22 protein-coding genes and 1 riboswitch are annotated in these 21,148 nt (G+C 68.7%); of the genes, 21 read left to right on the top strand and 1 reads right to left on the bottom strand.

Annotated elements, in window-relative coordinates; translation table 11 throughout:
- The first annotated feature begins 59 nt into the window (after positions 1–59).
- The 19 genes from AZSP09_RS11625 (at position 60) to bfr (ending at position 17,342) form a co-directional block, all read left to right on the top strand.
- On the top strand, positions 60–1,115 hold the full coding sequence (locus AZSP09_RS11625; RefSeq protein ID WP_152090126.1) for a VanZ family protein: 1,056 nt from the start codon (positions 60–62) through the stop codon (positions 1,113–1,115).
- Between the two features lie 35 nt (positions 1,116–1,150).
- On the top strand, positions 1,151–1,459 hold the full coding sequence (locus AZSP09_RS11620; protein WP_014235836.1) for a (2Fe-2S) ferredoxin domain-containing protein: 309 nt from the start codon (positions 1,151–1,153) through the stop codon (positions 1,457–1,459).
- 2 nt (positions 1,460–1,461) lie between these two features.
- Entirely contained in the window at positions 1,462–2,100 is a 639-nt protein-coding gene (locus AZSP09_RS11615) for an alpha/beta hydrolase (RefSeq protein ID WP_152090125.1), read from the top strand.
- Positions 2,101–2,214: 114 nt separating this feature from the next.
- Complete coding sequence (locus AZSP09_RS11610; RefSeq protein WP_232058791.1) at positions 2,215–3,123, top strand: ATP-binding cassette domain-containing protein; 909 nt, start codon at positions 2,215–2,217, stop codon at positions 3,121–3,123.
- A 226-nt stretch (positions 3,124–3,349) separates the two neighbouring features.
- Complete coding sequence (locus tag AZSP09_RS11605) at positions 3,350–6,016, top strand: chemotaxis protein CheW (protein WP_197739012.1); 2,667 nt, start codon at positions 3,350–3,352, stop codon at positions 6,014–6,016.
- Positions 6,017–6,169: 153 nt separating this feature from the next.
- Positions 6,170–6,370, top strand: a riboswitch (cobalamin riboswitch).
- Positions 6,371–6,456: 86 nt separating this feature from the next.
- On the top strand, positions 6,457–6,627 hold the full coding sequence (cbpA, locus tag AZSP09_RS11600; protein ID WP_152090124.1) for a modified peptide precursor CbpA: 171 nt from the start codon (positions 6,457–6,459) through the stop codon (positions 6,625–6,627).
- Positions 6,624–7,994, top strand: coding sequence for a peptide-modifying radical SAM enzyme CbpB (gene cbpB / locus AZSP09_RS11595; protein WP_152090123.1), 1,371 nt, complete (start codon positions 6,624–6,626; stop codon positions 7,992–7,994). The genes cbpA and cbpB overlap by 4 nt, the downstream gene beginning before the upstream one ends.
- A gap of 90 nt (positions 7,995–8,084) precedes the next feature.
- Positions 8,085–8,885: an ABC transporter permease gene (locus tag AZSP09_RS11590; protein ID WP_152090122.1), complete on the top strand. Its 801-nt coding sequence runs from the start codon at positions 8,085–8,087 to the stop codon at positions 8,883–8,885.
- A gap of 60 nt (positions 8,886–8,945) precedes the next feature.
- Complete coding sequence (gene cutA / locus AZSP09_RS11585; RefSeq protein ID WP_014235829.1) at positions 8,946–9,287, top strand: divalent-cation tolerance protein CutA; 342 nt, start codon at positions 8,946–8,948, stop codon at positions 9,285–9,287.
- A 4-nt stretch (positions 9,288–9,291) separates the two neighbouring features.
- Entirely contained in the window at positions 9,292–11,076 is a 1,785-nt protein-coding gene (locus tag AZSP09_RS11580; RefSeq protein WP_152090121.1) for a protein-disulfide reductase DsbD, read from the top strand.
- A gap of 150 nt (positions 11,077–11,226) precedes the next feature.
- A complete protein-coding gene (gene ribA / locus AZSP09_RS11575) occupies positions 11,227–11,850 on the top strand; it encodes a GTP cyclohydrolase II (protein ID WP_014235827.1) in 624 nt (207 codons plus the stop codon).
- Between the two features lie 117 nt (positions 11,851–11,967).
- Entirely contained in the window at positions 11,968–12,570 is a 603-nt protein-coding gene (locus tag AZSP09_RS11570; RefSeq protein WP_152090120.1) for a riboflavin synthase, read from the top strand.
- A 5-nt stretch (positions 12,571–12,575) separates the two neighbouring features.
- The gene (gene ribBA, locus AZSP09_RS11565; protein WP_014235825.1) at positions 12,576–13,697 is read left to right on the top strand and encodes a bifunctional 3,4-dihydroxy-2-butanone-4-phosphate synthase/GTP cyclohydrolase II; all 1,122 of its coding nucleotides are present in this window, start codon (positions 12,576–12,578) and stop codon (positions 13,695–13,697) included.
- Positions 13,698–13,701: 4 nt separating this feature from the next.
- Positions 13,702–14,175 (top strand): 6,7-dimethyl-8-ribityllumazine synthase, encoded by a 474-nt coding sequence (ribH, locus tag AZSP09_RS11560; RefSeq protein ID WP_014235824.1) that lies wholly within the window; start codon positions 13,702–13,704, stop codon positions 14,173–14,175.
- 60 nt (positions 14,176–14,235) lie between these two features.
- Positions 14,236–14,718: a transcription antitermination factor NusB gene (gene nusB, locus AZSP09_RS11555; protein WP_014235823.1), complete on the top strand. Its 483-nt coding sequence runs from the start codon at positions 14,236–14,238 to the stop codon at positions 14,716–14,718.
- Between the two features lie 110 nt (positions 14,719–14,828).
- On the top strand, positions 14,829–15,800 hold the full coding sequence (gene thiL / locus AZSP09_RS11550; protein ID WP_152090119.1) for a thiamine-phosphate kinase: 972 nt from the start codon (positions 14,829–14,831) through the stop codon (positions 15,798–15,800).
- Positions 15,778–16,296 carry a phosphatidylglycerophosphatase A family protein gene (locus AZSP09_RS11545; RefSeq protein ID WP_172974750.1) on the top strand — a complete coding sequence of 173 codons (519 nt, stop codon included), beginning with the start codon at positions 15,778–15,780 and terminating at the stop codon, positions 16,294–16,296. The genes thiL and AZSP09_RS11545 overlap by 23 nt, the downstream gene beginning before the upstream one ends.
- Entirely contained in the window at positions 16,293–16,808 is a 516-nt protein-coding gene (locus AZSP09_RS11540) for a CinA family protein (RefSeq protein ID WP_014235820.1), read from the top strand. The genes AZSP09_RS11545 and AZSP09_RS11540 overlap by 4 nt, the downstream gene beginning before the upstream one ends.
- Before the next feature lie 54 nt (positions 16,809–16,862).
- Complete coding sequence (gene bfr / locus AZSP09_RS11535; RefSeq protein ID WP_014235819.1) at positions 16,863–17,342, top strand: bacterioferritin; 480 nt, start codon at positions 16,863–16,865, stop codon at positions 17,340–17,342.
- Positions 17,343–17,406: 64 nt separating this feature from the next.
- On the opposite strand, the gene AZSP09_RS11530 is transcribed toward bfr, so the two are convergent.
- Entirely contained in the window at positions 17,407–19,488 is a 2,082-nt protein-coding gene (locus tag AZSP09_RS11530) for a PAS domain S-box protein (protein WP_172974749.1), read from the bottom strand.
- A 136-nt stretch (positions 19,489–19,624) separates the two neighbouring features.
- Here AZSP09_RS11530 and recA point away from each other — a divergent pair, with 136 nt between their 5' ends.
- Positions 19,625–20,647, top strand: coding sequence for a recombinase RecA (gene recA, locus AZSP09_RS11525; protein ID WP_014235817.1), 1,023 nt, complete (start codon positions 19,625–19,627; stop codon positions 20,645–20,647).
- A complete protein-coding gene (gene recX, locus AZSP09_RS11520; RefSeq protein ID WP_130459696.1) occupies positions 20,644–21,099 on the top strand; it encodes a recombination regulator RecX in 456 nt (151 codons plus the stop codon). The genes recA and recX overlap by 4 nt, the downstream gene beginning before the upstream one ends.
- The last annotated feature ends 49 nt before the right edge of the window (positions 21,100–21,148 follow it).

The raw sequence follows: 21,148 nt of genomic DNA, 5'->3' as shown, positions 1-21,148 counted from the left end.
CTGTGCCATACTGAAAACCCGTCGACGCCCTCCGGATTCCCCTCCGCCCGTCCCCCGCCATGTTCTCCCGCCCCGGTACCGTCCTCGCCCGCTACCTGGCCCTGGCCTACGTCCTGCTGGTGATCTACGCCAGCCTGCACCCCTTCGCCGGCTGGCGCGACCTGGGCCTGTCCCCCTTCGCCTTCCTCGAGGCCGGCTGGCCCCGCTACTGGACAGCCTTCGACCTGGTGGTGAACGTGGGGGTGTACCTGCCCCTCGGCTTCCTCCTCGCCCTGGCCCTGCCCATGCCGGTCCTGCCGCGCCTGCTGCCCAGCCTGCTGGCGGTGCTGCTGGGCAGCGGCCTTTCCTTCGGCCTGGAGTCGGTGCAGACCTGGCTGCCCAGCCGGGTCCCCTCCAACCTGGACCTGGCCTGCAATGCCCTGGGGGCCCTGCTCGGCGCCCTGGCCGCCTTCTTCCACGGCGAGCGCCTGTTCCTGCGCCTGACCCACTGGCACGGCCGCCTGGTGGCGGACCTGCCCCATGCCGAACTGGGGGCGGTGCTGCTGGGCCTGTGGCTGGTGACCCAGCTGTCGCCGGAAACCCTGCTCTTCGGCAGCGGCGACCTGCGCAGCCTGCTGGGCCTGCCCCTGGCCGTGCCTTTCGATCCGCCCGTGTTCCAGCTGGTGGAGGCCCTCATCGTCGGCACCTCGGTGGTGGCCCTGGGCCTCTTTGCCCGCACCCTGCTGGCGCCCCGCTGGCCGGCCTGGGTTGGCCCGCCCCTGCTGATCCTGGCGGCCCTGGGGGTGAAGTCCCTGGCCCTGGCGGTGCTGGTCAGTCCCGGCGACGCCTTCATCTGGTGGAGCGAGGGGGCGCGCCTGGGCCTGCTGTGGGGCGGCATCGTGCTGGCGGTGCTGGCCTGGCTGCCGCCCAACTGGCGCATCGTTCTCGCCGGCCTGGCCCTGATGGCGGCCACGGTGCTGGTGAACCTGGCGCCGGAGAATCCCTATTCCGCCGCCGCCCTGGCCGCCTGGCGCCAGGGGCACTTTTTCAATTTCAACGGTCTTACCCGTCTGACGGCCGCCCTGTGGCCCTTCGTCGCCCTGCCCTACCTGATGCTGCTGGGGCGGCGGCTATAATCCGATCCCGACGTTTTTCCCTACCGGACTGCCCCATGAGCTACTACCAACACCACGCCTTCATCTGCTGCAACCAGCGCCCCGACGGCGAAACCTGCTGCAACGCCCTGGGGGCCAGCGAGCTGATGGCCTACGCCAAGGACAAGGTGGCCGCTGCCAAGCGCAACGGTCCCGGCCAGGTGCGCATCAACAAGGCCGGCTGCCTGGGCCGCTGCGACAACGGCCCGGTGATGGTGATCTACCCGGAAGAGACCTGGTACACCTTCCTCGACAGGTCCGACATCGACGAGATCGTGGAGGAACACCTGCTCCACGGCCGCATCGTCGAGCGCCTGAAGATCTGACCATGCGCGTCGAACCCGAACTGCTGCTGCTCGACGGTCCTGCCGGCAAGATCGAGGTGATCCTGGAGAACCCGGGGGCGCCCAAGGGCATCGCCCTCATCGGCCATCCCCATCCCCTCTTCGGCGGCGCCAACACCAACAAGGTGGCCCAGACCCTGGCCCGCACCCTGGTGCAACTGGGCTATGCCGCCCTGCGCCCCAACTTCCGCGGCGTCGGCCAGAGCGAAGGCAGCCACGACGAGGGCCAGGGCGAGAGCGATGACATGCTGGCGGTGCTGGAATATGCGAAGGAGCGCTTCGGCCACCTGCCCGTGGTGCTGGCCGGCTTCTCCTTCGGTGCCTACGTCCAGGCCAAGGTGGCTGCCCGCCTGGCCGAAGCCGGCCACCCGGCCCAGCGCCTGGTGCTGGTGGGCACCGCCTCCGGCCATGTGGAAGGCGCGCGCCAGTACAACACCAGCGCCGTGGCACCGGACACCATCGTCATCCACGGCTCCAAGGACGAAACGGTGCCTTTGGAAAACGTGCTGGCCTGGGCCGAGCCCATGGACCTGCCGGTGGTGGTGGTGGCGGGGGCGGACCATTTCTTCCACCGCCGCCTGCACGTCTTGAAAGACATCATCACCCGCGCCTGGAAACACTGACCAACCGATGCCGTGGCAGCCAGCAAGGACGGGCATCTCCGCCTTGCCCGGCCGGAGAACGGCATCCCTCCTGCCTTCCCGGGCAGGGCTCAAACAGAAATGGATAGGGCTCCTGTGCAACCTCTGATCGTCGAATCCCTGGTCAAGCGCTACGGCGATTTCACCGCCGTGGACGGCGTCTCCTTTGCCGTCGAGCCGGGCACCTGCTTCGGCCTGCTCGGGCCCAACGGCGCCGGCAAGACCACCACCCTGCGCTGCTGCCTCGGCCTCACGGCCCCGGAGTCCGGCGCGGTGCGGCTGAACGGCCTGCCCGTGCCGCAGGCGGCCAGGGAAGCCCGTCTGCGGACCGGCGTGGTGCCCCAGTTCGACAACCTGGACCCGGATTTCACGGTGGCCGAGAACCTGCTGGTGTACGGCCGCTACTTCGGCCTCAGCGACGCCACGGTGCTGGCCCGCATTCCCGAGCTGCTGGAATTCGCCGGCCTCGGCGGCAAGGAAAAGTCGCCCCTGAAAAGCCTCTCCGGCGGCATGAAGCGGCGCCTGACCCTGGCCCGGGCGTTGGTCAACGACCCGGACATCGTCTTCCTCGACGAACCCACCACCGGCCTCGATCCCCAGGCCCGGCACCTCATCTGGGAACGCCTCAAGGCCCTCACCGCCCGGGGCAAGACCCTCATCCTCACCACCCACTTCATGGACGAGGCGGAGCGCCTCTGCCACCAGCTGGCGGTGCTCGACCACGGCCGCCTGATCACCCAGGGCAGCCCCCGGGAGCTGATCGCCAGCCACATTGAGCCCCAGGTGGTGGAGGTTTACGGCGAAAACGCCCCGGCCTGGGCCGAGGGTCACGGCCATCTGGCGGATCGCTGCGAAATCTCCGGCGAGACGGCCTTCTTCTACTGCCGCGAACCGGCGTCCCTGCTGGAGGCCCTGACCGCCGCCCCGGGCCTGCACTACGTGCACCGGGCGGCCAACCTGGAAGACGTGTTCATCAAGCTCACCGGCCGCGAACTGCGGGACTGAGGGCCGCCTCCGGCCCCGGGAATTCCCGGGGGCTATGCAAAGCCGGGCTTCACGCTACAATCTCCCCACCCATGACCCGGGCATCGACCCGGGCGCCGGCAGCGGCCCAGGGCCAGCCCGCTGCCTGTTGTTCCCCATAAGGCCCGACCACCACCGCACGACCTCCCGTATTCCGACTGGCAGGGGCCCTCACGCCCACCGCCGGCGCCATCCTAGGAGGAGTGCCATGCACGACGACAACCAGGGCCTGGTGGAGGCCTTCATCCCCTTCATGCGCAGCGTCGCCCAGTGCGAAAAGCAGCTGGAGAACCTCAATTTCACCTGGGGCATGATCGAGGCCACGGCCAAGATGAACTGCCCGGCCGAGGCCAAGACCATCCTGCCGACCATGGGTGCTACCCGGGAAGGCTTCGGCCGCCTGGAGCGGCAGCTGATCGAGAACCTGGTGCAGGAGAACATCCGCAAGGTGGTGCTGGAGATCGGCTCCAAGGCCCAGGTGGCGGTGGACATCCTGATCCGCAACCTCTACGAGCGCACCGCCGACGTGGGCTTCCTGGCCACGGACGAGGACATCCGGGACTTCATCCGCCAGCGCAAGGAGGCGCCGGACCAGGAGACCCTGGAAGGGGAGAAGGCCCGCATCCTGCGCCGCCTGCAGGAGTACCGGGACAAATACACGGTGTACGACGAAATCCTGGTGCTGGACCTCAATGGCCGGGTCATCGCCCACCTGGACGGCGCCAGCCCCGTGCTCTTCTCCCAGGACCCCCTGCTGCAACAGACCCTGCACACCGACGGCTATGTGGAGACCTTCCGCGCCAGCGACCTGCGCCCCGGTCTGGAGCGGGCCCTCATCTACTCCCAGCGTATCGACGACGGCGGCAGCGGCGAGCCCCTGGGGGTGCTGTGCCTGTGCTTCCGCTTCGCCGACGAGACGGAGAGCATTTTCCGCAACCTGCGTCGCCGGGAGGACCGTTCGGTGATGCTGCTGCTGGACGCCCAGGGCACGGTGATCGCCTCCAGCGATGCCGACCACGTGCCCCTGGGCCGCCGCCTGGAGCAGGTGCGGGATGCGGATTACCGCATCGTCGATTGGGGCGGCCGCGAATACCTGGCCAGGACCTGCCCCACCCGGGGCTACCAGGGCTACGTCGGGCCCGGCTGGGTGGGCCATGTCATGGTGCCGGTCAGCTCCGCCTTCCGCGCCGGCCTGGGCCAGGCCGCCGAGAGCCTGCCGGCGGAGGTGCTGGAGGGCGTGCTGGCCCACGCCGACACCTTCTGCCCGGCCCTGGCCGACATCGCCCGGGGCGCCGAGGGCATCAACCTCTCCCTGCGCCGGGTGGTGTGGAACGGCCAGATCATGGCTGCCGACAAGCGGGGCGACCTGCTCAAGCTCAAATCCGTGCTGCAGCAGATTTCCGAGACCGGCGACCGCACCAGCGACCTCTTCGCCCGCTCCATCGCCGACCTCTACCAGACCGCCATCTCCTCCAGCCTGCAGGACGTGCAGTTCATCTCCCGCCTGATGATCGACATCATGGACCGCAACCTCTACGAGCGGGCCAACGACTGCCGCTGGTGGGCCCTCACCTCGGCCCTGCGCCGCAGCATGGCCGCCGGCCGTCCCGGCGAGGCGGAGGCCCAGGCCATGGCCGGCATCCTGGAATACATCAACAGCCTGTACACCGTCTATTCCCGGCTCTTCGTGTACGACCTTTCCGGCACCATCGTCGCCGCTTCCAACCTGCACGGCGACAGCCTCAACCTGGTGGGCAAGAAGGTGGATGCGGGCTGGGTCCAGTCCGTCTTCTACCTGCCCAGCACCCAGCACTACTGCGTCTCCCCCTTCGAGAAGAGCTGGCTCTACGGCGGCCGCCCCACCTACGTCTACAACGCCGCCATCCGCCATCCCGACGATCCGGCCAAGGTGGTGGGGGGCATCGGCATCGTCTTCGACGCAGCGCCCCAGTTCGCCGCCATGCTGGCCGATTCCCTGCCGCCCCAGGCCGGGGCCTTCGCCGTCTTCGCCGAGCGCAGCGGCCGCATCATTGCCTCCTCCGACGAACGCTTCCCGGCGGAAAGCCTGCTGGAGGTGGAAAAACTGGATAAGAGCCTCTTCTCCGCCGCCAACGGCGAGGGCCGCTCCCGGGTGGTGCAGCTGGCCGGGCGCACCTGGATCGTCGGCAGCACCGCCTCCTTCGGCTACCGGGAATTCAAGAATAGCGGCGACTACAGCAACGACGTGGTGGCCCTGGTGTTCGTTCCCGTCGGCGACGGCAGTGCCGCCGCGGCCCCCCGGGAGCGGCGCCCGGCGGTGCTGGAAGGCAGCTACGGCGACCTGCACGCCCGGGGCGGGCAGAGCGTGGAGCTGGCCACCTTCGTCGTCGGCGACAAGGTGTACGGCCTGCCGGCGGCCGAAGTGCTGGAGGCGGTGGACCCGGCCCGGCTTTCCCCCATGAGCGGCTCCCGCCGCTATCTTTGCGGCGTCATCAGCTTCCAGGGCGGTGGCGGCGACAGCGGCACCCTGGTGCCGGTGGTGGATATGCGCTTCCTCCTCAACTACCCGGCCAAGGAGGTGGACAACCACAGCCAGATCGTCGTGGTGCGGGTGCGGGACGGCCTCATGGGGCTGCTGGTGGACGATCTCTATGCCGTGCCCGAATTCGACGCCGAGCGCCTGGAGCCGATCCCGGAGATGATCCGCCAGGACGCCGGCTACGTGCAGGCCATCATCAAGCCGCGCCAGCCGGACAGGGAAAAAATCCTCCAGGTGCTGGACCCGGAGCGCATCTGCGGCGCTGCCCAGAGAAAGCCGGAGTCCGCCGCGGGCGGCGAGGCACCGCGCCCGGCGGCGCCCCTGCGGGCCATCGGCGGGCCCGGAGGCGGGCGCTGAAGGGGGCAGGGCAAGGGGGCAGGGAAAGGAGGCAGGGAAAGGAGGCAGGCGCCGGGCTGCCGGGCAAAAATCCGACCTCGGACAGAGGCGCTTTACCTGGATCAAATCCGGCTGCCGTCGGCCTTGACCCTCCCCGGGCCGGCGGCCAGAATCCGCCCCCATTCGGCTTCCGCTTTCGGAACACGGTGCAACTCCGTGGCGGGCCCGCCGCTGTAATCGGGGACGGTCGTTCCACGGCGTGGTGCAGTTTTTCCACGCCACCCACTGCCGCAGAAAATGCGGCGGGAAGGGGGAACCCAGTAGCAGGACCGGTCGATCCGTAAGCCAGAAGACGGGCGGAAGTCGTGGAGTTCCAGGCAAAGGGCTCCGGCGGCATGTTTCTTTCGAGACAGGCCGCCGGAGCCCTTTTGCTTTTTTTCATACCTTCGCGGGAGGACCCCATGAAAGCCACCACTCAAGTTACCAGCCAAGCCACCACTGCCCAGCAGGCTGCCACCCTGCCCACCCAGGCAGCCGCCCCGGCCCCGGTCATCGCCAGCCGCAAGTCCTGCAACCCGGACGGCATCGGCCTCTCCCACTACGTCCTGATGGACCGGAAGGCGGCCAAGTGAACGGTCCGGCTCCCCATCTGCGCCGGCTGCAGCCCTACGACATCGGCCATGAGCGCTACGTGGCCCTGCTGCACCCGGAAACCGCCTTCTGGTCCCTGGTGGACAAGGACCGGGTGGAGGCGGAATTGTGCGGCAGCGAGCTGGCCGAGCGCTTCCAGGCCCAGGCGGCAAGGTTCGCCCAGGAAATCCACGCTCTGCGCTTCGAGCTGAAGCCCTCCGGCGTCTATGTGAACCCGACGGAACGCTGCAACCTGGACTGCACCTACTGCTACATCCCCGACACCCTGCGCCGCCACGGCAGCGACATGCCGGCGGAACGGCTGCTGGGGGCCCTGCAGCGGCTGAAGGAATACTTCGCCACGGTGATGGACGGCGGCGAGGGGGCGCGCAAGCCCCGCCTCATCTTCCACGGCGCCGAACCCCTGATGAACCGGGAGGCCCTGTTCGCCGCCATCGACCTGTTCCAGGACGACTTCGCCTTCGGTGTGCAGACCAACGGCACCCTGCTCACCGATGCCGCCGCCGACTTCCTCATGCAGCGCAACGTCAGCATCGGCCTTTCCCTGGACGGTCCCACCGCCCCCATCACCAACGCCACCCGCCACACCTGGGCCGGCCAGGGGGTGCACCAGCATGTGCTGCGGGCCATGGAGCGGCTCCAGGGCTACGGCTCCTGGAGCGTCATCACCACCTGCACCACGGAGAACCTGGCCCACCTGACGGACATGGTGGAGCTGTTCCATCGCCACCAGGTGCCCACCTGCATGCTCAACGCGGTGCGCTGCACCCTTTCCGGCGCCCGGGGGGTCAAGCCGGCGGACGGGGATTTCGCCCGGGCCTTCATCGCCGCCCTGGAACGGACCCACGAGCTGTACCGGGAGACCGGGCGCAAGCTGGTGGTGGCCAATTTCGCCAACATCCTGCTGGCTATCCTGGCGCCCACGGCGCGACGCCTGATGTGCGACATCTCCCCCTGCGGCGGCGGCCGGGCCTTCTTCGCCCTGGCGGCAGACGGTGGCCTCTTTCCCTGCAGCGAGTTCATCGGCCTGCCGGCCTTCGAGGGCGGCAACCTGTTTACCGACGGCGTGGCGGCAGCCCTGGAATCGCCGGCCTTCAAGACGGTGACGCAGCGGGACGTGGACCAGTTCGAGCCCTGCGCCTCCTGCCCCATCCGCCACTTCTGCGGCAGCCCCTGCCCGGCGGAGGCCAACGAGATGAACGGTGGCATGGAGAAGACCGGCGCCTTCTGCCAGTTCTACGAGGAGCAGGTGCGCTACGCCCTGCGCCTGATCGCCGACGGCAAGTCCGACGACTTTCTCTGGGACGGCTGGGACCAAGGCACGGAGACGGTTTTCAGCGCCTGCTGAGGCCCGTTCGAGGCCCGTTTGCCCCCGGTCGGCGGCCCCGCCCCGACCGGGGTGCTTACCTTCCGGGCGCCAAGGCCGGATAATGGCGCCATGAATGCCGCCACTTCCTCCGCTTCCCTCTACGCGCCGCCCCGCCTTTCCGCCCGCTGGTTTCCCGTGTGGCAACGCAACTTCCTGGTCTGGCGCAAGCTGGCCCTGCCTTCCATCCTGGGCAACCTGGCCGATCCCCTGATCTACATGCTGGGCCTGGGTTACGGCCTGGGCAGCATGCTGCCGGAGGTGGCCGGCACCTCCTACGTGGCCTTCCTGGCCGCCGGCACGGTGTGCGCCAGCACCATGAATGCCGCCACCTTCGAAGCCCTCTATTCGGCCTTCTCCCGCATGCACGTGCAGAAGACCTGGGAGGCCATGCTCAACGCCCCCCTGGAGCTGGAGGACGTGATGCTGGGCGAGCTGATCTGGGCCGCCACCAAGAGCCTCCTTTCCGGCTGCGCCATCCTCACGGTGATATTCGTCCTCGGCCTCTCCCATTCGCCCCTGGCCCTGGGAGTGCTGCCGGTGATCCTGCTCACCGGCCTGGCCTTTGCCGCCCTGGGCCTGATCGTCAATGCCCTGGCGCCCTCCTACGATTTCTTCATGTACTACTTCACCCTCTTCATCACCCCCACCATGCTGCTTTCCGGCGTCTTCTTCCCCCGGGAACAGCTGCCGGTCCTGGTCCAGGGGCTGACCGAGGCGCTGCCCCTGACCCACGCCGTGCAACTGGTGCGGCCCCTGCTGCAGGGCCAGGTGCCGGCCAATGTCCTGCTGCACGTGGCGGTGCTGCTGGCCATCACTGCCGTCGCCTTCCTCGTCGCCCTGGTGCTGACCCGGCGCCGCCTGTTGCGCTGAGATGGCGGCAGGCGCAGGCAGATCAAAACGCGAAACGCCGCTCTCGGCTAAGATGGCCCCATGACCACCTCCAAAAAAGCCAACCCGGTACTGCTGGTGCAGACCAATTGCCCGGACGGCGAAACCGCCGCCCGCCTCGCCGCCGCCCTGGTGGATGCCCGTCTGGCGGCCTGCGCCAACGTGCTGGCGCCCTGCGCCTCCATCTACCGCTGGCAGGGCAAGGTGGAGATGGCCACCGAGACGCCCCTGCAGCTGAAGACCGCCGCCGACCGCTTCCCCGAACTGCGGGCCCGCCTGCTGGAACTGCATCCCTACGACGTGCCGGAGATCGTTGCCTGGCCCGTGGCCGAAGGGCTGCCCGATTACCTCAACTGGGTCGTGACCGAGACCCGCCCCGAGTGACGCCGTGATTGCTTCCCTGACTTCCCCGTTGTGGCGTCGGCTGCTGCCGTGCCTGATCCTGCTGGGCCTGGCCCTGCCCGTGGCCGCCCAGGAATTCCTCGATCCCCTGGTGGCCTTCAAGCCCGAAGCCCGGGCCCTGGACGACAAGACCGTGGAGGTGCGCTACAGCATCGCCAAGGGCTATTACCTGTACCGGGACAAGTTCAGGTTCGCCGCCGAGGGCGCCACCCTGGGCACCCCCGTGTTCCCCGCCGGCAAGCAGAAGCACGATGACAACTTCGGCGACGTGGAGGTCTATTACAAGAGCGTGGCCATCCGCCTGCCGCTGAGCGCCAACCAGTCCGGCCCCATCACCCTCAAGGTGACGGCCCAGGGCTGCGCCGATGCCGGGGTCTGCTACCCGCCCCAGGAACAAAAGCTCAGCGTCACCCTGCCGGCCCCGGGCAGCGCCCCGGCCGCCGTGCCCGACGCCGCCGGCGATGAGAGCGGCCATATCGCCGGCCTGCTGCAGAACGCCGGCTTCTGGCTGGCCGTCTCCACCTTCTTCGGCTTCGGCCTGCTGCTGGCCCTGACGCCCTGCGTCTTCCCCATGATCCCCATCCTCTCCGGCATCATCGTTGGCCAGGGGCACCACGTTTCCCGCAGCAAGAGCTTCCTTCTCTCCCTGGCCTACGTGCTGGGCATGGCGGTGACCTACGCCGCCCTGGGGGTGGCCGCCGGCCTCACCGGCACCCTGCTCTCCGCCGCCCTGCAGAATCCCTGGGTGCTGGGCGCCTTCGCCGCCGTCTTCGTGGTGCTGTCCTTCTCCATGTTCGGCTTCTACGAGCTGCAGCTGCCCAGCTTCCTGCAGAGCAAGCTGTCGGAAGAGGCCAGCCACCTGCACGGCGGCCACCTGGCGGCGGTGTTCGCGATGGGGGCCCTGTCGGCGGTGATCGTCGGCCCCTGTGTCGCCGCCCCCCTGGCCGGGGCCCTGCTCTACATCGGCCAGAGCGGCGATGCGGTGCTGGGCGGCGCCGCCCTTTTCGCCATGGCCCTGGGCATGGGCGTGCCCCTGCTGCTGGTGGGCCTCTCCGCCACCACCCTGCTGCCCCGGTCCGGACCCTGGATGGAAGCGGTGAAGAAGGCCTTCGGCGTCATCCTCCTCGGCACCGCCCTGTGGCTGGTGTCGCCGGTGCTGCCGGCGGCCCTGGTAATGGCCGGCTGGGCCCTGCTGCTGATCGTGCCGGCCGTCTTCATGCACGCCCTGGATCCCCTGCCGGCCACGGCCAAGGGCTGGCAGCGCTTCTGGAAGGGCATCGGCATCGTCATGCTGCTGGCCGGCGCCGCCCTGGTGGTGGGCCTGGCGGCCGGCTCCCGGGACCCCCTGCAGCCCCTCAAGGGCGTGGTGGCGGCCAATGCGGCGGCGGGCGGCGGGGCCGAGGCTCCCGCCCTGCCCTTCGTCCGGGTAAAATCCGTGGCCGACCTGGAAGCCCGGGTCAAGGCGGCGGGCAAGCCGGTGATGCTGGATTTCTATGCGGACTGGTGCGTCTCCTGCAAGGAAATGGAGCGCTTCACCTTCGCCGACCCCAAGGTCCGGGCCAAGCTGGCCGGCTTCACCCTGCTGCAGGCCGACGTCACCGCCAACAGCGAGGACGACAAGGCCCTGCTGCAGCGCTTCAAGCTGTTCGGCCCGCCCGGCATCATCTTCTTCGATGCCGCCGGCCAGGAAATCGCCGGCCTGCGGGTGGTGGGCTTCCAGGAGGCCACCCCGTTCCTCCAGGTCCTGCAGCGGGTGGCCCCGGGCGCCTGATTGGTGAACCGGGTTGATCTTTTCGCCCGATATTTTTCGCTTTTGGCCCGGCCCCGTCTGGCCTAATATGGCATGACCCCATGGGGAGTTGCCTACCGCCGCGGTGGGCCTGCCCAGAGAACAGCTCAATAAAATTCAACTTATAACAACATGACTTCCACCCCTTCCCTGCCGGCCGTGGCCCTGGTGGCCAGCTGCGAACTGCCCACGCCCTGGGCCGTCTTCCGCCTGCACGGCTTCCAGGAAACCGCTTCCGGCAAGGAGCATCTGGCCCTGACCCTGGGCCAGGTGGGCGATGGCGTGCCGGCCCTGACCCGGCTCCATTCCGAATGCCTCACCGGCGACGGCCTCTTTTCCCTGCGTTGCGACTGCGGTCCCCAGCTGGAGGCGGCCCTGGCGGCCATCGCCAAGGAAGGCCGGGGCGTGCTGCTGTACCTGCGCCAGGAAGGCCGGGGCATCGGCCTGCTGGACAAGCTGCGGGCCTACGCCCTGCAGGACCAGGGCCTGGACACGGTGGACGCCAACCGGGCCCTGGGCCTGCCCGACGACGCCCGGGACTACGGCGTCGCCGCCGCCATGCTCAACACCCTGGGGGTGCCGGCGGTGCGCCTGATGACCAACAATCCGGCCAAGGTGTCGGCCCTCACCGCCCGGGGTGTCAATGTGACCGAGCGGGTGCCCCATGTGGCCGGCCGCGGCCCGCGCAACCAGGACTATCTGGAAACCAAGGCGGCCCGCATGGGCCACTTGCTGCCCTGGCTGGAACAGGACTAGGTTTCACTTGCCGGCGGCCGTGGCCGCCGTCCTGCCCCGGGGCGGTCCCCATCCGGAGCCCCCCGGTGCGGCGTGATAAAATCCCCTTCCCCAACCCCAAAATTCCGAGATAAATCCATGTTTTCCGGTATCGTCGCGGCCGTCGGTCGCATCACCCATCTGACCGCCCGTGAGGCCGGCTTCCGGCTCACCGTGGAGCCCGGCGGCCTGGACATGACGGACGTGGCCCTGGGCGATTCCATCGCCCACAACGGCGTCTGCCTCACCGTGGTGGAAAAGACCCCCAGCCACTACTGCGTGGACGTCTCCCCCGAGACCCTCTCCTGCACCGTGGGCCTGGCCGAGCCCGGCCCGGTGAACCTGGAGAAGGCCCTCAGCCTGGCGGACCGCCTCGGCGGCCACCTGGTCTCCGGCCATGTGGACGGGGTCGGCACCGTGACCCGCTTCGACCTCATCGGCGAAGGCAAGGAAGCCAACCGCCTGCTGCAGATCGAGGCGCCGGCCGAACTGGCCAAGTACATCGCGCGCAAGGGCTCCATGACCGTGGACGGCGTCAGTCTCACCACCAACACGGTCAGCGGCAGCACCTTCAGCATCAACCTCATCGCCCACACCCTGGAAGTCACCACCCTGAACCGCCTGCACGTGGGCGCCAAGGTGAACCTGGAAGTGGACCTCATCGCCCGCTACGTCGAGCGCATGCTCAATCCGGAAGCCTGAACGCCATGAATGCCGCTACTGCCAGTGCCATCTCCCCGATCCAGGACATCATCGCCGACATCCGCGCCGGCAAGATGGTCATCCTGGTGGACGAGGAGGACCGGGAAAACGAAGGCGACGTCATCATCGCCTCCGACTTCATTACCCCCGAAGCCATCAACTTCATGGTCACCCACTGCCGTGGCCTGGTCTGCCTCACCATCACCGAGGAACGCTCCCGCCAGCTGGGCCTGACCCAGATGGCCCGGGACAACAAGACCCCCTACGGCACCGCCTTCACCGTTTCCATCGAAGCCGCCGAAGGCGTCACCACCGGTATTTCGGCCCACGACCGGGCCCGCACCGTGCAGGCCGCCGTGGCCAAGAACGCCGGTCCCGACGACATCGTCCAGCCCGGCCACATCTTCCCCATCACCGCCAAGCCCGGCGGCGTGCTGGTGCGCGCCGGCCACACCGAGGCCGGCTGCGACCTGGGCGCCCTGGCCGGCCTGGAGCCGTCCTCCGTCATCTGCGAGATCCTCAAGGAAGACGGCACCATGGCCCGCCTGCCGGACCTGATCGAATTCGCCAAGCTGCACGGCCTCAAGATCGGCACCATCGCCGACCTGATCCACTATCGCAGCGAACACGAAACCCTGGTGGAGCCCCTGCGCGTCAAGACCGTGCAGACCCCCCACGGCGAGTTCCAGCTGCACGCTTTCCACGACCGGGTGGCCGACGAGGTGCACCTGGCCCTGGTCAAGGGCGAGATCAAGGCCGATCAGGAAACCCTGGTGCGGGTCCATGAGCCCGTCTCCGTGCTCGACTTCCTCGACCCTGCCGGCGGCGTGCATACCGTCTCCATCGACCAGGCCCAGCAGGCCCTGGCCAAGCACGGCAGCGGCGTCATCGTGCTGCTGCACCGGCCCCAGAGCGGCAGCGACCTGCGCGCCGCCCTGTGTCCCGAAAAGGCCGCCGCCCCGGCGCCGAAGAAGTGGGACCCGCGCATCTACGGCATCGGCGCCCAGATCCTGCGCCAGCTGGGCGTGCGCAAGATGAAGCTGCTCTCCAGCCCGCGCCGCATGCCTTCCATGACCGGCTTCGGCCTCGAAGTCACCGGTTTCGTCACCGACATTGAAAAGCCCTGAGACCATGGCCCGCTACGACAACATCCCCGAACACGACATCAACCTCAACGGCGCCGGCCTCAAGGTCGGCATCGTCATGGCCCGCTTCACCCTGGACGTCTGCGAAGGCCTGCTCTCCGCCTGCACCGCCGAGTTGCAGCGTCTGGGCGTGGCTGCCGGCGACATCACCATCGCCACCGTGCCCGGCGCCCTGGAGATTCCCCTGGTGCTGCAGACCATGGCCCAGACCGGCAAGTACGACGCCCTGGTGGCCCTGGGGGCGGTGATCCGCGGCGAGACCTACCACTTCGAGGTGGTCTCCAACGATTCCTGCCGCGGCGTCCTGGAAGTGCAGCTGAAGACCGGGGTGCCCATCGCCAACGGCATCCTCACCACCGAAAACGACGATCAGGCCCTGGTCCGCATGCAGGTCAAGGGCGCCGACTGCGCCCAGGCCGCCGTGGAAATGGCCAACCTGCTCAAAGCCGTCGGCAAGTAATTTATCCGCCGGGAGCGCCCCACCGGGGCCACCCGGCCAACCTGAAGTGAAGGCAACACCATGACCGAAGCCAAGAAACCCGCCGGCAAGCCCGCCGCCGCCAAATCCCCCCGCCGCCGTTCCCGGGAGTTCGCCCTGCAGGGCCTGTACCAGTGGCGCATCGGCGGTCAGGACGAGGCGGCGATCGAGGCCCACATGGCCGACGTCTCCGGCTTCGACAAGGCCGACCGGGAATTCTTCGTCGGCCTGGTGCGCGGCGCCCTGGCCCAGCGGGAAGCCCTGGTGGCCGAACTGACGCCCTTCCTCGACCGGGGCTTCGACGAGATGTCCCCCATCGAGGCCTGCATCCTGCTGCTGGGCGCCCTGGAGCTGACCCATCATCCGGAAACGCCCTACAAGGTCATCATCAACGAGTGCATCGAGCTGGCCAAGGGTTACGGCGGCACCGACGGCCACAAGTACGTGAACGGCGTCCTCGACAAGCTGGCCGGCAAGCTGCGGGCGGCCGAGGTTGAAGCCAAGCGCAGGCAGCAGCGCGGCTGATCCGGCATTCCCGGCGGGGCACAGCGGCCACGGAGACTTCTCTGTGATCCCTGTGCCCTTTCTCTTGCCTCCGTTTTTCCCCGACTGTCCGCCCCCGAGCAAAGCCGCCCATGCCTTCCGAGTTTGAACTGATCGCCCGCCACTTCGCCGGCCCGACCCCGGGGGCCGTGCTCGGTCCCGGCGACGACTGCGCCCTGCTGCAGCCCTCCCCCGGCATGGAGCTGGCGGTGACCACCGACATGCTGGTGGCCGGCGTGCACTTCCTGCCCGACACCGATCCCGAAGGCCTGGGCTGGAAGACCCTGGCCGTCAATCTTTCCGACCTCGCCGCCATGGGCGCCAAGCCCCGCTGGGTGCTGCTGGCCGGCAGCCTGCCCGAGGCCGACGAGGCCTGGCTGGCCGCCTTCGCCAAGGGCTTCTTCACCCTGGCCAGGGCCAGCCAGGTGGACGTGGTGGGCGGCGATACCACCCGGGGCCCGCTCAACCTGTGCGTCACCGCCCTGGGCGAAGTGGCGCCGGGCCAGGCCCTGCGCCGGGACGGCGCCAAGGCTGGCGACGACCTGTGGGTCTCCGGCCAGCCCGGCCTGGCGGCCCTGGGCCTGGCCCAGCTGCAGGGCAAGATTGAACTGCCCGAGGCCCTGGTGCAGCGCTGCCTCACCGCCTTGCAGCGGCCCCGGCCGCGCATTGCCCTGGGCCTGGCCCTGGTGCAGCGGCAGCTGGCCACTGCGGCCATCGACATTTCCGACGGTCTGCTGGCCGACGCGGGTCACATCGCCGAGCGCTCCGGGGTGGAGCTGCGCCTCAACGTGGGCCAGCTGCCCCTGCTGCCCAGGGGCGTGGATCCGCTGCTGGCCCAGCGCTGCCAGCTGGCCGGCGGCGACGACTACGAACTGGCCTTCACCGCGCCGGCGGAAAAACGCATGGCCCTGGCGGCCCTGGCCGCCGACCTGGAACTGCCCCTGTGGCGCATCGGCTACGCGGCCGAAGGTGCCGGGGTGAGCCTGTATGATGGCGATGGGGCGCCATTGCCCCCCGAATTCATGGATCAATTCAAGGGATATGACCACTTCCGTGCGACCTGACCTGCGCTTCCTCTTCTCCCATCCGGCCCACTTCGTCGCCTGCGGCCTGGGCAGCGGCCTCTCCCGCTTCGCCCCGGGCACGGCCGGCACCCTTTTCTCCTGGGCCGTCTATTCCCTGATCCGGCCCAATTTCGACGAAATCGGCTTCCTCGTCTTCCTCCTGGTGTGCTTCGTCGGCGGCGCGCTGGCCTGCCACCGTACCGGCCGGGACCTGGGGGTGGTGGACCACGGCTCCATCGTCTGGGACGAGATCGTGCCCTTCTGGCTGGTGCTGTTCTTCTGCCCGGTGGGCCAGTTCTGGTGGCAGACGGCCCTGTGGCAGACCGCGGCCTTCCTGCTGTTCCGCATCTACGACATCTTCAAGCCCTATCCGGCCAACTATTTCGACGAGCAGGTGAAGAACGGCTTCGGCGTCATGATGGACGACGTCTTTGCCGGCCTCTACACCATCCTCTCCCTGGCCGTGCTGCACTTCGTCCTGGGGCGCCTGCTGTGAGCGGTGGACCCGCCCAGGCCGAACTGGAGGCCCTGGCCGCCGCCGTCGGCGAAGCCCTGCTGCAGCGGGGCGAGCGCCTGGCCACCGCCGAGTCGTGCACCGGCGGCTGGATTGGCCAGTGCTGCACCGCCATCGCCGGCAGCTCCAACTGGTTCGACCGGGGCTTCATCACCTACAGCAACGAGGCCAAGCAGGACATGCTCGGTGTGCCGCGCCAGACCTTGCGCAGCGAAGGGGCTGTGTCGGAAGCCACGGCAGGCGCCATGGTCCAGGGTGCAATTGCCAGGAGCCGCGCCCAGTGGGCGCTGGCGGTCAGCGGTATCGCCGGTCCCACCGGCGGCACCCCGGCCAAGCCGGTGGGCACGGTGTGCTTCGCCTGGGCCGGCCCCGAGGACTGGGTGGCGCTGGAAACCCGCCATTTCGCCGGCGACCGGGAGGCGGTGCGGGCCCAGACCGTGGCCCATGCCCTGGACGTGCTGCGGCAGCGGCTGCAGGCGCCGGTGCTGGCCTAAGCCCCGGGCCTGGATTACCATCGGCCCATTCCCCCTTTTTCCGCGGAGCGCGCCATGAAAGGCAACACTGAAGTCATCAAGCTGCTGAACGAACTCCTGGCCGGCGAACTGATGGCCCGGGACCAGTACTTCATCCACGCCCGCATGTACGAGAACTGGGGCCTGAAGAAGCTCAACGAGCGCATCTGGCACGAGATGCAGGACGAAACCGAGCATGCCGACTGGCTCATCAAGCGCATCCTGTTCCTCGAAGGCACTCCGGGCATGACCCCGGCCAAGTCCATGAAGATCGGCAAAACCGTGCCGGAGATGCTGAAGAGCGACCTGGCCGTGGAAATCTCGGTGGTCAAGGAACTGCGTGCCGCCATGGCCCGCTGCGAGGCCCACAAGGACTACGTGACCCGGGACATGCTGCTGAAGATGCTGGACGACACGGAAGAGGACCACACCCACTGGCTGGAACAGCAGCTGAAACTGATCGAACTGGTGGGCCTGGAAAACTACCTGCAGTCCCAGATGGGCGACGCCGCCTGAGCCGCTGCCGCCCCGCCAGTCAAAAGGCCGCCCGTGGGCGGCCTTTTGCGTTGACCGGCGCCCTTCAGCTGCGCCGCCGGGGCGGCCACAGGTCCGGCGATTCCTGCAGTTCGGAGAGGTCCTGGCTGATGCTGACGAAGTGGGTGATGCGCCCGTTGGCGTCGCGGATGGGGGCGATGGCCTGCAGGCAGACGTAGATGCTGCCGTCCCGCCGCCTGTTGAGCAGGCGTCCGCGCCAGGTCTTGCCGGCGTTGATGGTGCGCCACAGGTCGGCATAGGTGCCGACCTCGTTGAGCCCGGACTTGAGCAGCCGTGGCGTCTGTTCCAGGATGTCCTCCAGGCCGTAGCCGGTGACTTCCGAGAAGGCCTGGTTGCAGTATTCGAAGCGGCCCTGGGCGTCGGTGATGAAGACTACCGAGGGATTCTGTTCCACAGCCATGGAGAGCTTCTCCAGTTCCGCCTCCACCTGCTTGCGCTCGTGGATGTCGCGGAAGGTGCCGGCCAGGTGCCGGGCCTGGCCGTCGGCGCTGTCCACCACCTGGCCTTCGCCGCGGAACCAGCGCCAGTGGCCGTGCCGGGTGTGGGTGCGGTATTCGCAGCGGAAGCGGAGGCTGCGCCCGTCGCGGCAATCCAGCAGGGCCTGCATGGCCCGGGCCCGGTCCTCCGGGTGCAGGCTGGCCTCCCATTCGGCCAGGCCGACGCTGCGCTCGGCCAGGCGGTAGCCGTTGCCGTCGGCCACGGCCAGGACGAACTGCAGATTGCCTGTCTCCACCGCCCAGTCCCACACCCCCACCTCCGAGGCACCCAGGGCCCGGCGCAGGCGCTCCTCGCTGGCGGCGAGACGGTCCATGGCCCGGTGCAGGGAGGTGACGTCCTGGGTGATGCCGTGGATGCGCACCACCCGCTCCGCCACCACCACCGGATGGCTGCGGACCCGCAGCCAGCGCACCTCGCCGTCGCGGATGATGCGGAATTCCTGGTCGGCGGCTTCCCCCGCGAACTGCCGTTCGAAAGCGGCCAGGGTGGTTTCCCGGTCCGCCGGATGCAGGTCGTCGGCCCAGCGCATGGCGTTCGCATACAGCTCGGCGGCGGAATGACCGCTGAGGCGCTGGGTGGCGCCGCTGACGAAGGAGAAACGCCGTTCCTCCGCCTCCAGGGTCCAGATGACGTCGTCGAGGGAATCCAGCACCTGTTCCAGGCGCTCCTCCGCCCGGTTGCGGTCCTCCTCGGCGCTGCGGCGCTGCCGGTTGGCGGCGGCCAGGGCCAGGGTCACGGCGGTGAGGGAGGCGATCAGCACCTGCAGCTTCACCTGCACCAGCTGGGGCTCGATATTGGCGAAGGGGCCGGTGCCCAGGGCGGCGAAGACGGCGGCCGTCAGGGCCGTGGTGGCCAGGGCCAGGGTCACCAGGCGCAACTCGCAGCTGAAGGCGATCCAGATCAGGGTCAGCAGGAGCAGCAGGCCGGCGTAGGCAAAGGATTCGGGGGCCCGCTCGGAGAAGAACCACAGGCTGCTGAGGGCGGCGGCGACCACCGCCGCCACCGCCAGATGGCGCCAGCGGCCCTGGTCCAGGCCTTCCCGGGGCTGCAGCCAGGCCAGCAGCAGGGGGGCCAGCAGCTGGGTGCCGGCCAGGTCGCCCACCCACCAGCCGCGCCAGGCGGGCAGCAGCTGGGCCGGCTCCAGGCTGCCGCCCAGGCTCAGGGCACCGACGCCCAGGCTGGCGCTGATGGCGCCGCCCAGCACGGGGGCGCTGAAACACAGGTGCAGCACGTCCTGGGGGCGGCCCAGGCGCGGATCGAACTGCAGGGGACCCCGCAGCAGACGGTAGCCGGCCCAGGCGCCAAGGGCGTTGCCGGCGCCCATGAGCAGGCCGGTGAGGGGAGCAAAGCCGCTGATGAGGGCGCTGCCCAGGGTGGCCAGCAGCACTGCCGGCCACAGCCGGCCGCCGCCCAGGACGAGGGCGGCCAGGGCAATGCCGGCGGGGGGCCAGAAGGGCACGAAGAGGCCGTGGCCGGCAGTGCCGATGGCCATGGTCAGCTGGGCCACCGCCAGATAGGCGGCAAACACCAGCAGCAGCCCCGGGAGCAGGGGCAGGTGGGCAGCGGGGAGGAGAGCGGCGGCCGGGGGCGCCAATAATCGCTTTAGCATAATTTGCGCCATTTTCCCTGCTTTGCCGCGGTGTTCCAAGGCCTTTGATGCTGGGGATAACACGTAGTCCGGGTAACTTGGCGTAGGCCGGAGGGTTTGTGCCATAATCAGCCGCTTGATTTTGGGGAATTCAGTCATGGACGACAACAAGGCCAAAGCACTAACCGCCGCACTGGCGCAGATTGAAAAGCAGTTCGGCAAGGGCGCCATCATGAAGATGGGCGAGACCGAAGTGGACAAGGGCGTGGACGTGGTGTCCACCGGCTCCCTGGGCCTGGACGTGGCCCTCGGCGTGGGCGGCCTGCCCCGGGGCCGGGTGGTGGAAATCTACGGTCCGGAATCCTCCGGCAAGACCACCCTGACCCTGCAGGTCGTCGCCGAGATGCAGAAGCTGGGCGGCACCGCCGCCTTCATCGACGCGGAACACGCCCTCGATCCCCAGTACGCCCAGAAGCTGGGCGTGAACATCGGCGAGCTGCTCATCTCCCAGCCGGACAACGGCGAACAGGCCCTGGAAATTGCCGACATGCTGGTGCGTTCCGGCGGTGTGGACGTGATCGTGGTGGACTCCGTCGCCGCCCTCACCCCCAAGGCCGAAATCGAAGGCGAGATGGGCGATTCCATGATGGGCCTGCACGCCCGCCTGATGAGCCAGGCCCTGCGCAAGCTCACCGCCAACATCAAGAAGACCAATACCCTGGTCATCTTCATCAACCAGATCCGCATGAAGATCGGGGTGATGTTCGGTTCCCCGGAAACCACCACCGGCGGCAACGCGCTCAAGTTCTACGCCTCCGTGCGCCTGGATATCCGCCGTATCGGCGGCATCAAGAAGGGTGACGAGGTGATCGGCAACGAAACCCGCGTCAAGGTGGTGAAGAACAAGGTCTCCCCGCCCTTCCGCGAAGCCCTGTTCGACATCCTCTACGGCGAAGGCATCTCCCGCGAGGGCGAGATCATCGAACTGGGGGTGGCCAACAAGCTGATCGAGAAGTCCGGCGCCTGGTACTCCTACAAGGGCGAGAAAATCGGCCAGGGCAAGGACAACTCCCGGGAATTCCTCAAAGCCAACCCGGCCATTGCCCAGGAAATCGAAGGCAAGATCCGGGAAGCCCTGGGCGTGGCCAATCCCGCCCCGGCGGCCGCTGCCGGAGAATGACCCCGAGCCTGCGCCAGCGGGCCCTGGGGCTGCTGGCGCGGCGGGAGTACAGCCGGGCCGAACTGGCCCGCAAGCTGGCGCCCCACGCAGAATCCGAGGCTGAGCTGGAGACCCTGCTGGACGACCTGGCGGCTCGCCGCCAGCTTTCCGATGCCCGCTATGCCAGTGAAAGGGTCGCCATCCGGGCCCGCCGCTACGGCGATGCCCGGCTGGCCCAGGAACTGCGGCAGAAGGGCGTGGCCGAGGAAACCGTCGCCGCGGCCCTGGCCCAGGGCGGCAGCGAGCTGGAACGGGCGCGCCAGGTGTGGCAGAAGAAATTCGCCGCCCTGCCCGCCGATCTGGCCGAGCGGGCCAAACAGACCCGCTTCCTCCTCAGCCGCGGCTTTGCCGCCGCCACCGTCCGCCAGGTGCTGCAGGGCGGCTGGGACGACGAGTCCGGCAGCGACTGGTAGAACCCCCGGGCGACACCTCTGGCACAATGCCTTTACGCCCCCGCATTCA

The organism is Azospira sp. I09, assembly GCF_009177135.1.
GTDB lineage: Bacteria > Pseudomonadota > Gammaproteobacteria > Burkholderiales > Rhodocyclaceae > Azospira > Azospira oryzae.
Note: the sequence above shows the minus strand (reverse complement) of the source record. Positions and strands in the feature narration are given on the sequence as shown.

Excerpts from the sequence above, each read along its gene's own strand:
- cutA (WP_014235829.1), top strand. The coding sequence starts at position 8,946 with ATGACCACCTCCAAAAAAGCCAACCCGGTACTGCTGGTGCAGACCAAT.
- ribA (WP_014235827.1), top strand. The coding sequence starts at position 11,227 with ATGACTTCCACCCCTTCCCTGCCGGCCGTGGCCCTGGTGGCCAGCTGC.
- bfr (WP_014235819.1), top strand. The coding sequence starts at position 16,863 with ATGAAAGGCAACACTGAAGTCATCAAGCTGCTGAACGAACTCCTGGCC.
- ribBA (WP_014235825.1), top strand. The coding sequence starts at position 12,576 with ATGAATGCCGCTACTGCCAGTGCCATCTCCCCGATCCAGGACATCATC.
- thiL (WP_152090119.1), top strand. The coding sequence starts at position 14,829 with ATGCCTTCCGAGTTTGAACTGATCGCCCGCCACTTCGCCGGCCCGACC.
- AZSP09_RS11590 (WP_152090122.1), top strand. The coding sequence starts at position 8,085 with ATGAATGCCGCCACTTCCTCCGCTTCCCTCTACGCGCCGCCCCGCCTT.
- AZSP09_RS11625 (WP_152090126.1), top strand. The coding sequence starts at position 60 with ATGTTCTCCCGCCCCGGTACCGTCCTCGCCCGCTACCTGGCCCTGGCC.
- AZSP09_RS11620 (WP_014235836.1), top strand. The coding sequence starts at position 1,151 with ATGAGCTACTACCAACACCACGCCTTCATCTGCTGCAACCAGCGCCCC.
- recA (WP_014235817.1), top strand. The coding sequence starts at position 19,625 with ATGGACGACAACAAGGCCAAAGCACTAACCGCCGCACTGGCGCAGATT.
- cbpA (WP_152090124.1), top strand. The coding sequence starts at position 6,457 with ATGAAAGCCACCACTCAAGTTACCAGCCAAGCCACCACTGCCCAGCAG.
- ribH (WP_014235824.1), top strand. The coding sequence starts at position 13,702 with ATGGCCCGCTACGACAACATCCCCGAACACGACATCAACCTCAACGGC.
- AZSP09_RS11545 (WP_172974750.1), top strand. The coding sequence starts at position 15,778 with ATGACCACTTCCGTGCGACCTGACCTGCGCTTCCTCTTCTCCCATCCG.
- AZSP09_RS11615 (WP_152090125.1), top strand. The coding sequence starts at position 1,462 with ATGCGCGTCGAACCCGAACTGCTGCTGCTCGACGGTCCTGCCGGCAAG.
- AZSP09_RS11570 (WP_152090120.1), top strand. The coding sequence starts at position 11,968 with ATGTTTTCCGGTATCGTCGCGGCCGTCGGTCGCATCACCCATCTGACC.
- nusB (WP_014235823.1), top strand. The coding sequence starts at position 14,236 with ATGACCGAAGCCAAGAAACCCGCCGGCAAGCCCGCCGCCGCCAAATCC.
- AZSP09_RS11530 (WP_172974749.1), bottom strand. The coding sequence starts at position 19,488 with ATGCTAAAGCGATTATTGGCGCCCCCGGCCGCCGCTCTCCTCCCCGCT.
- AZSP09_RS11605 (WP_197739012.1), top strand. The coding sequence starts at position 3,350 with ATGCACGACGACAACCAGGGCCTGGTGGAGGCCTTCATCCCCTTCATG.
- recX (WP_130459696.1), top strand. The coding sequence starts at position 20,644 with ATGACCCCGAGCCTGCGCCAGCGGGCCCTGGGGCTGCTGGCGCGGCGG.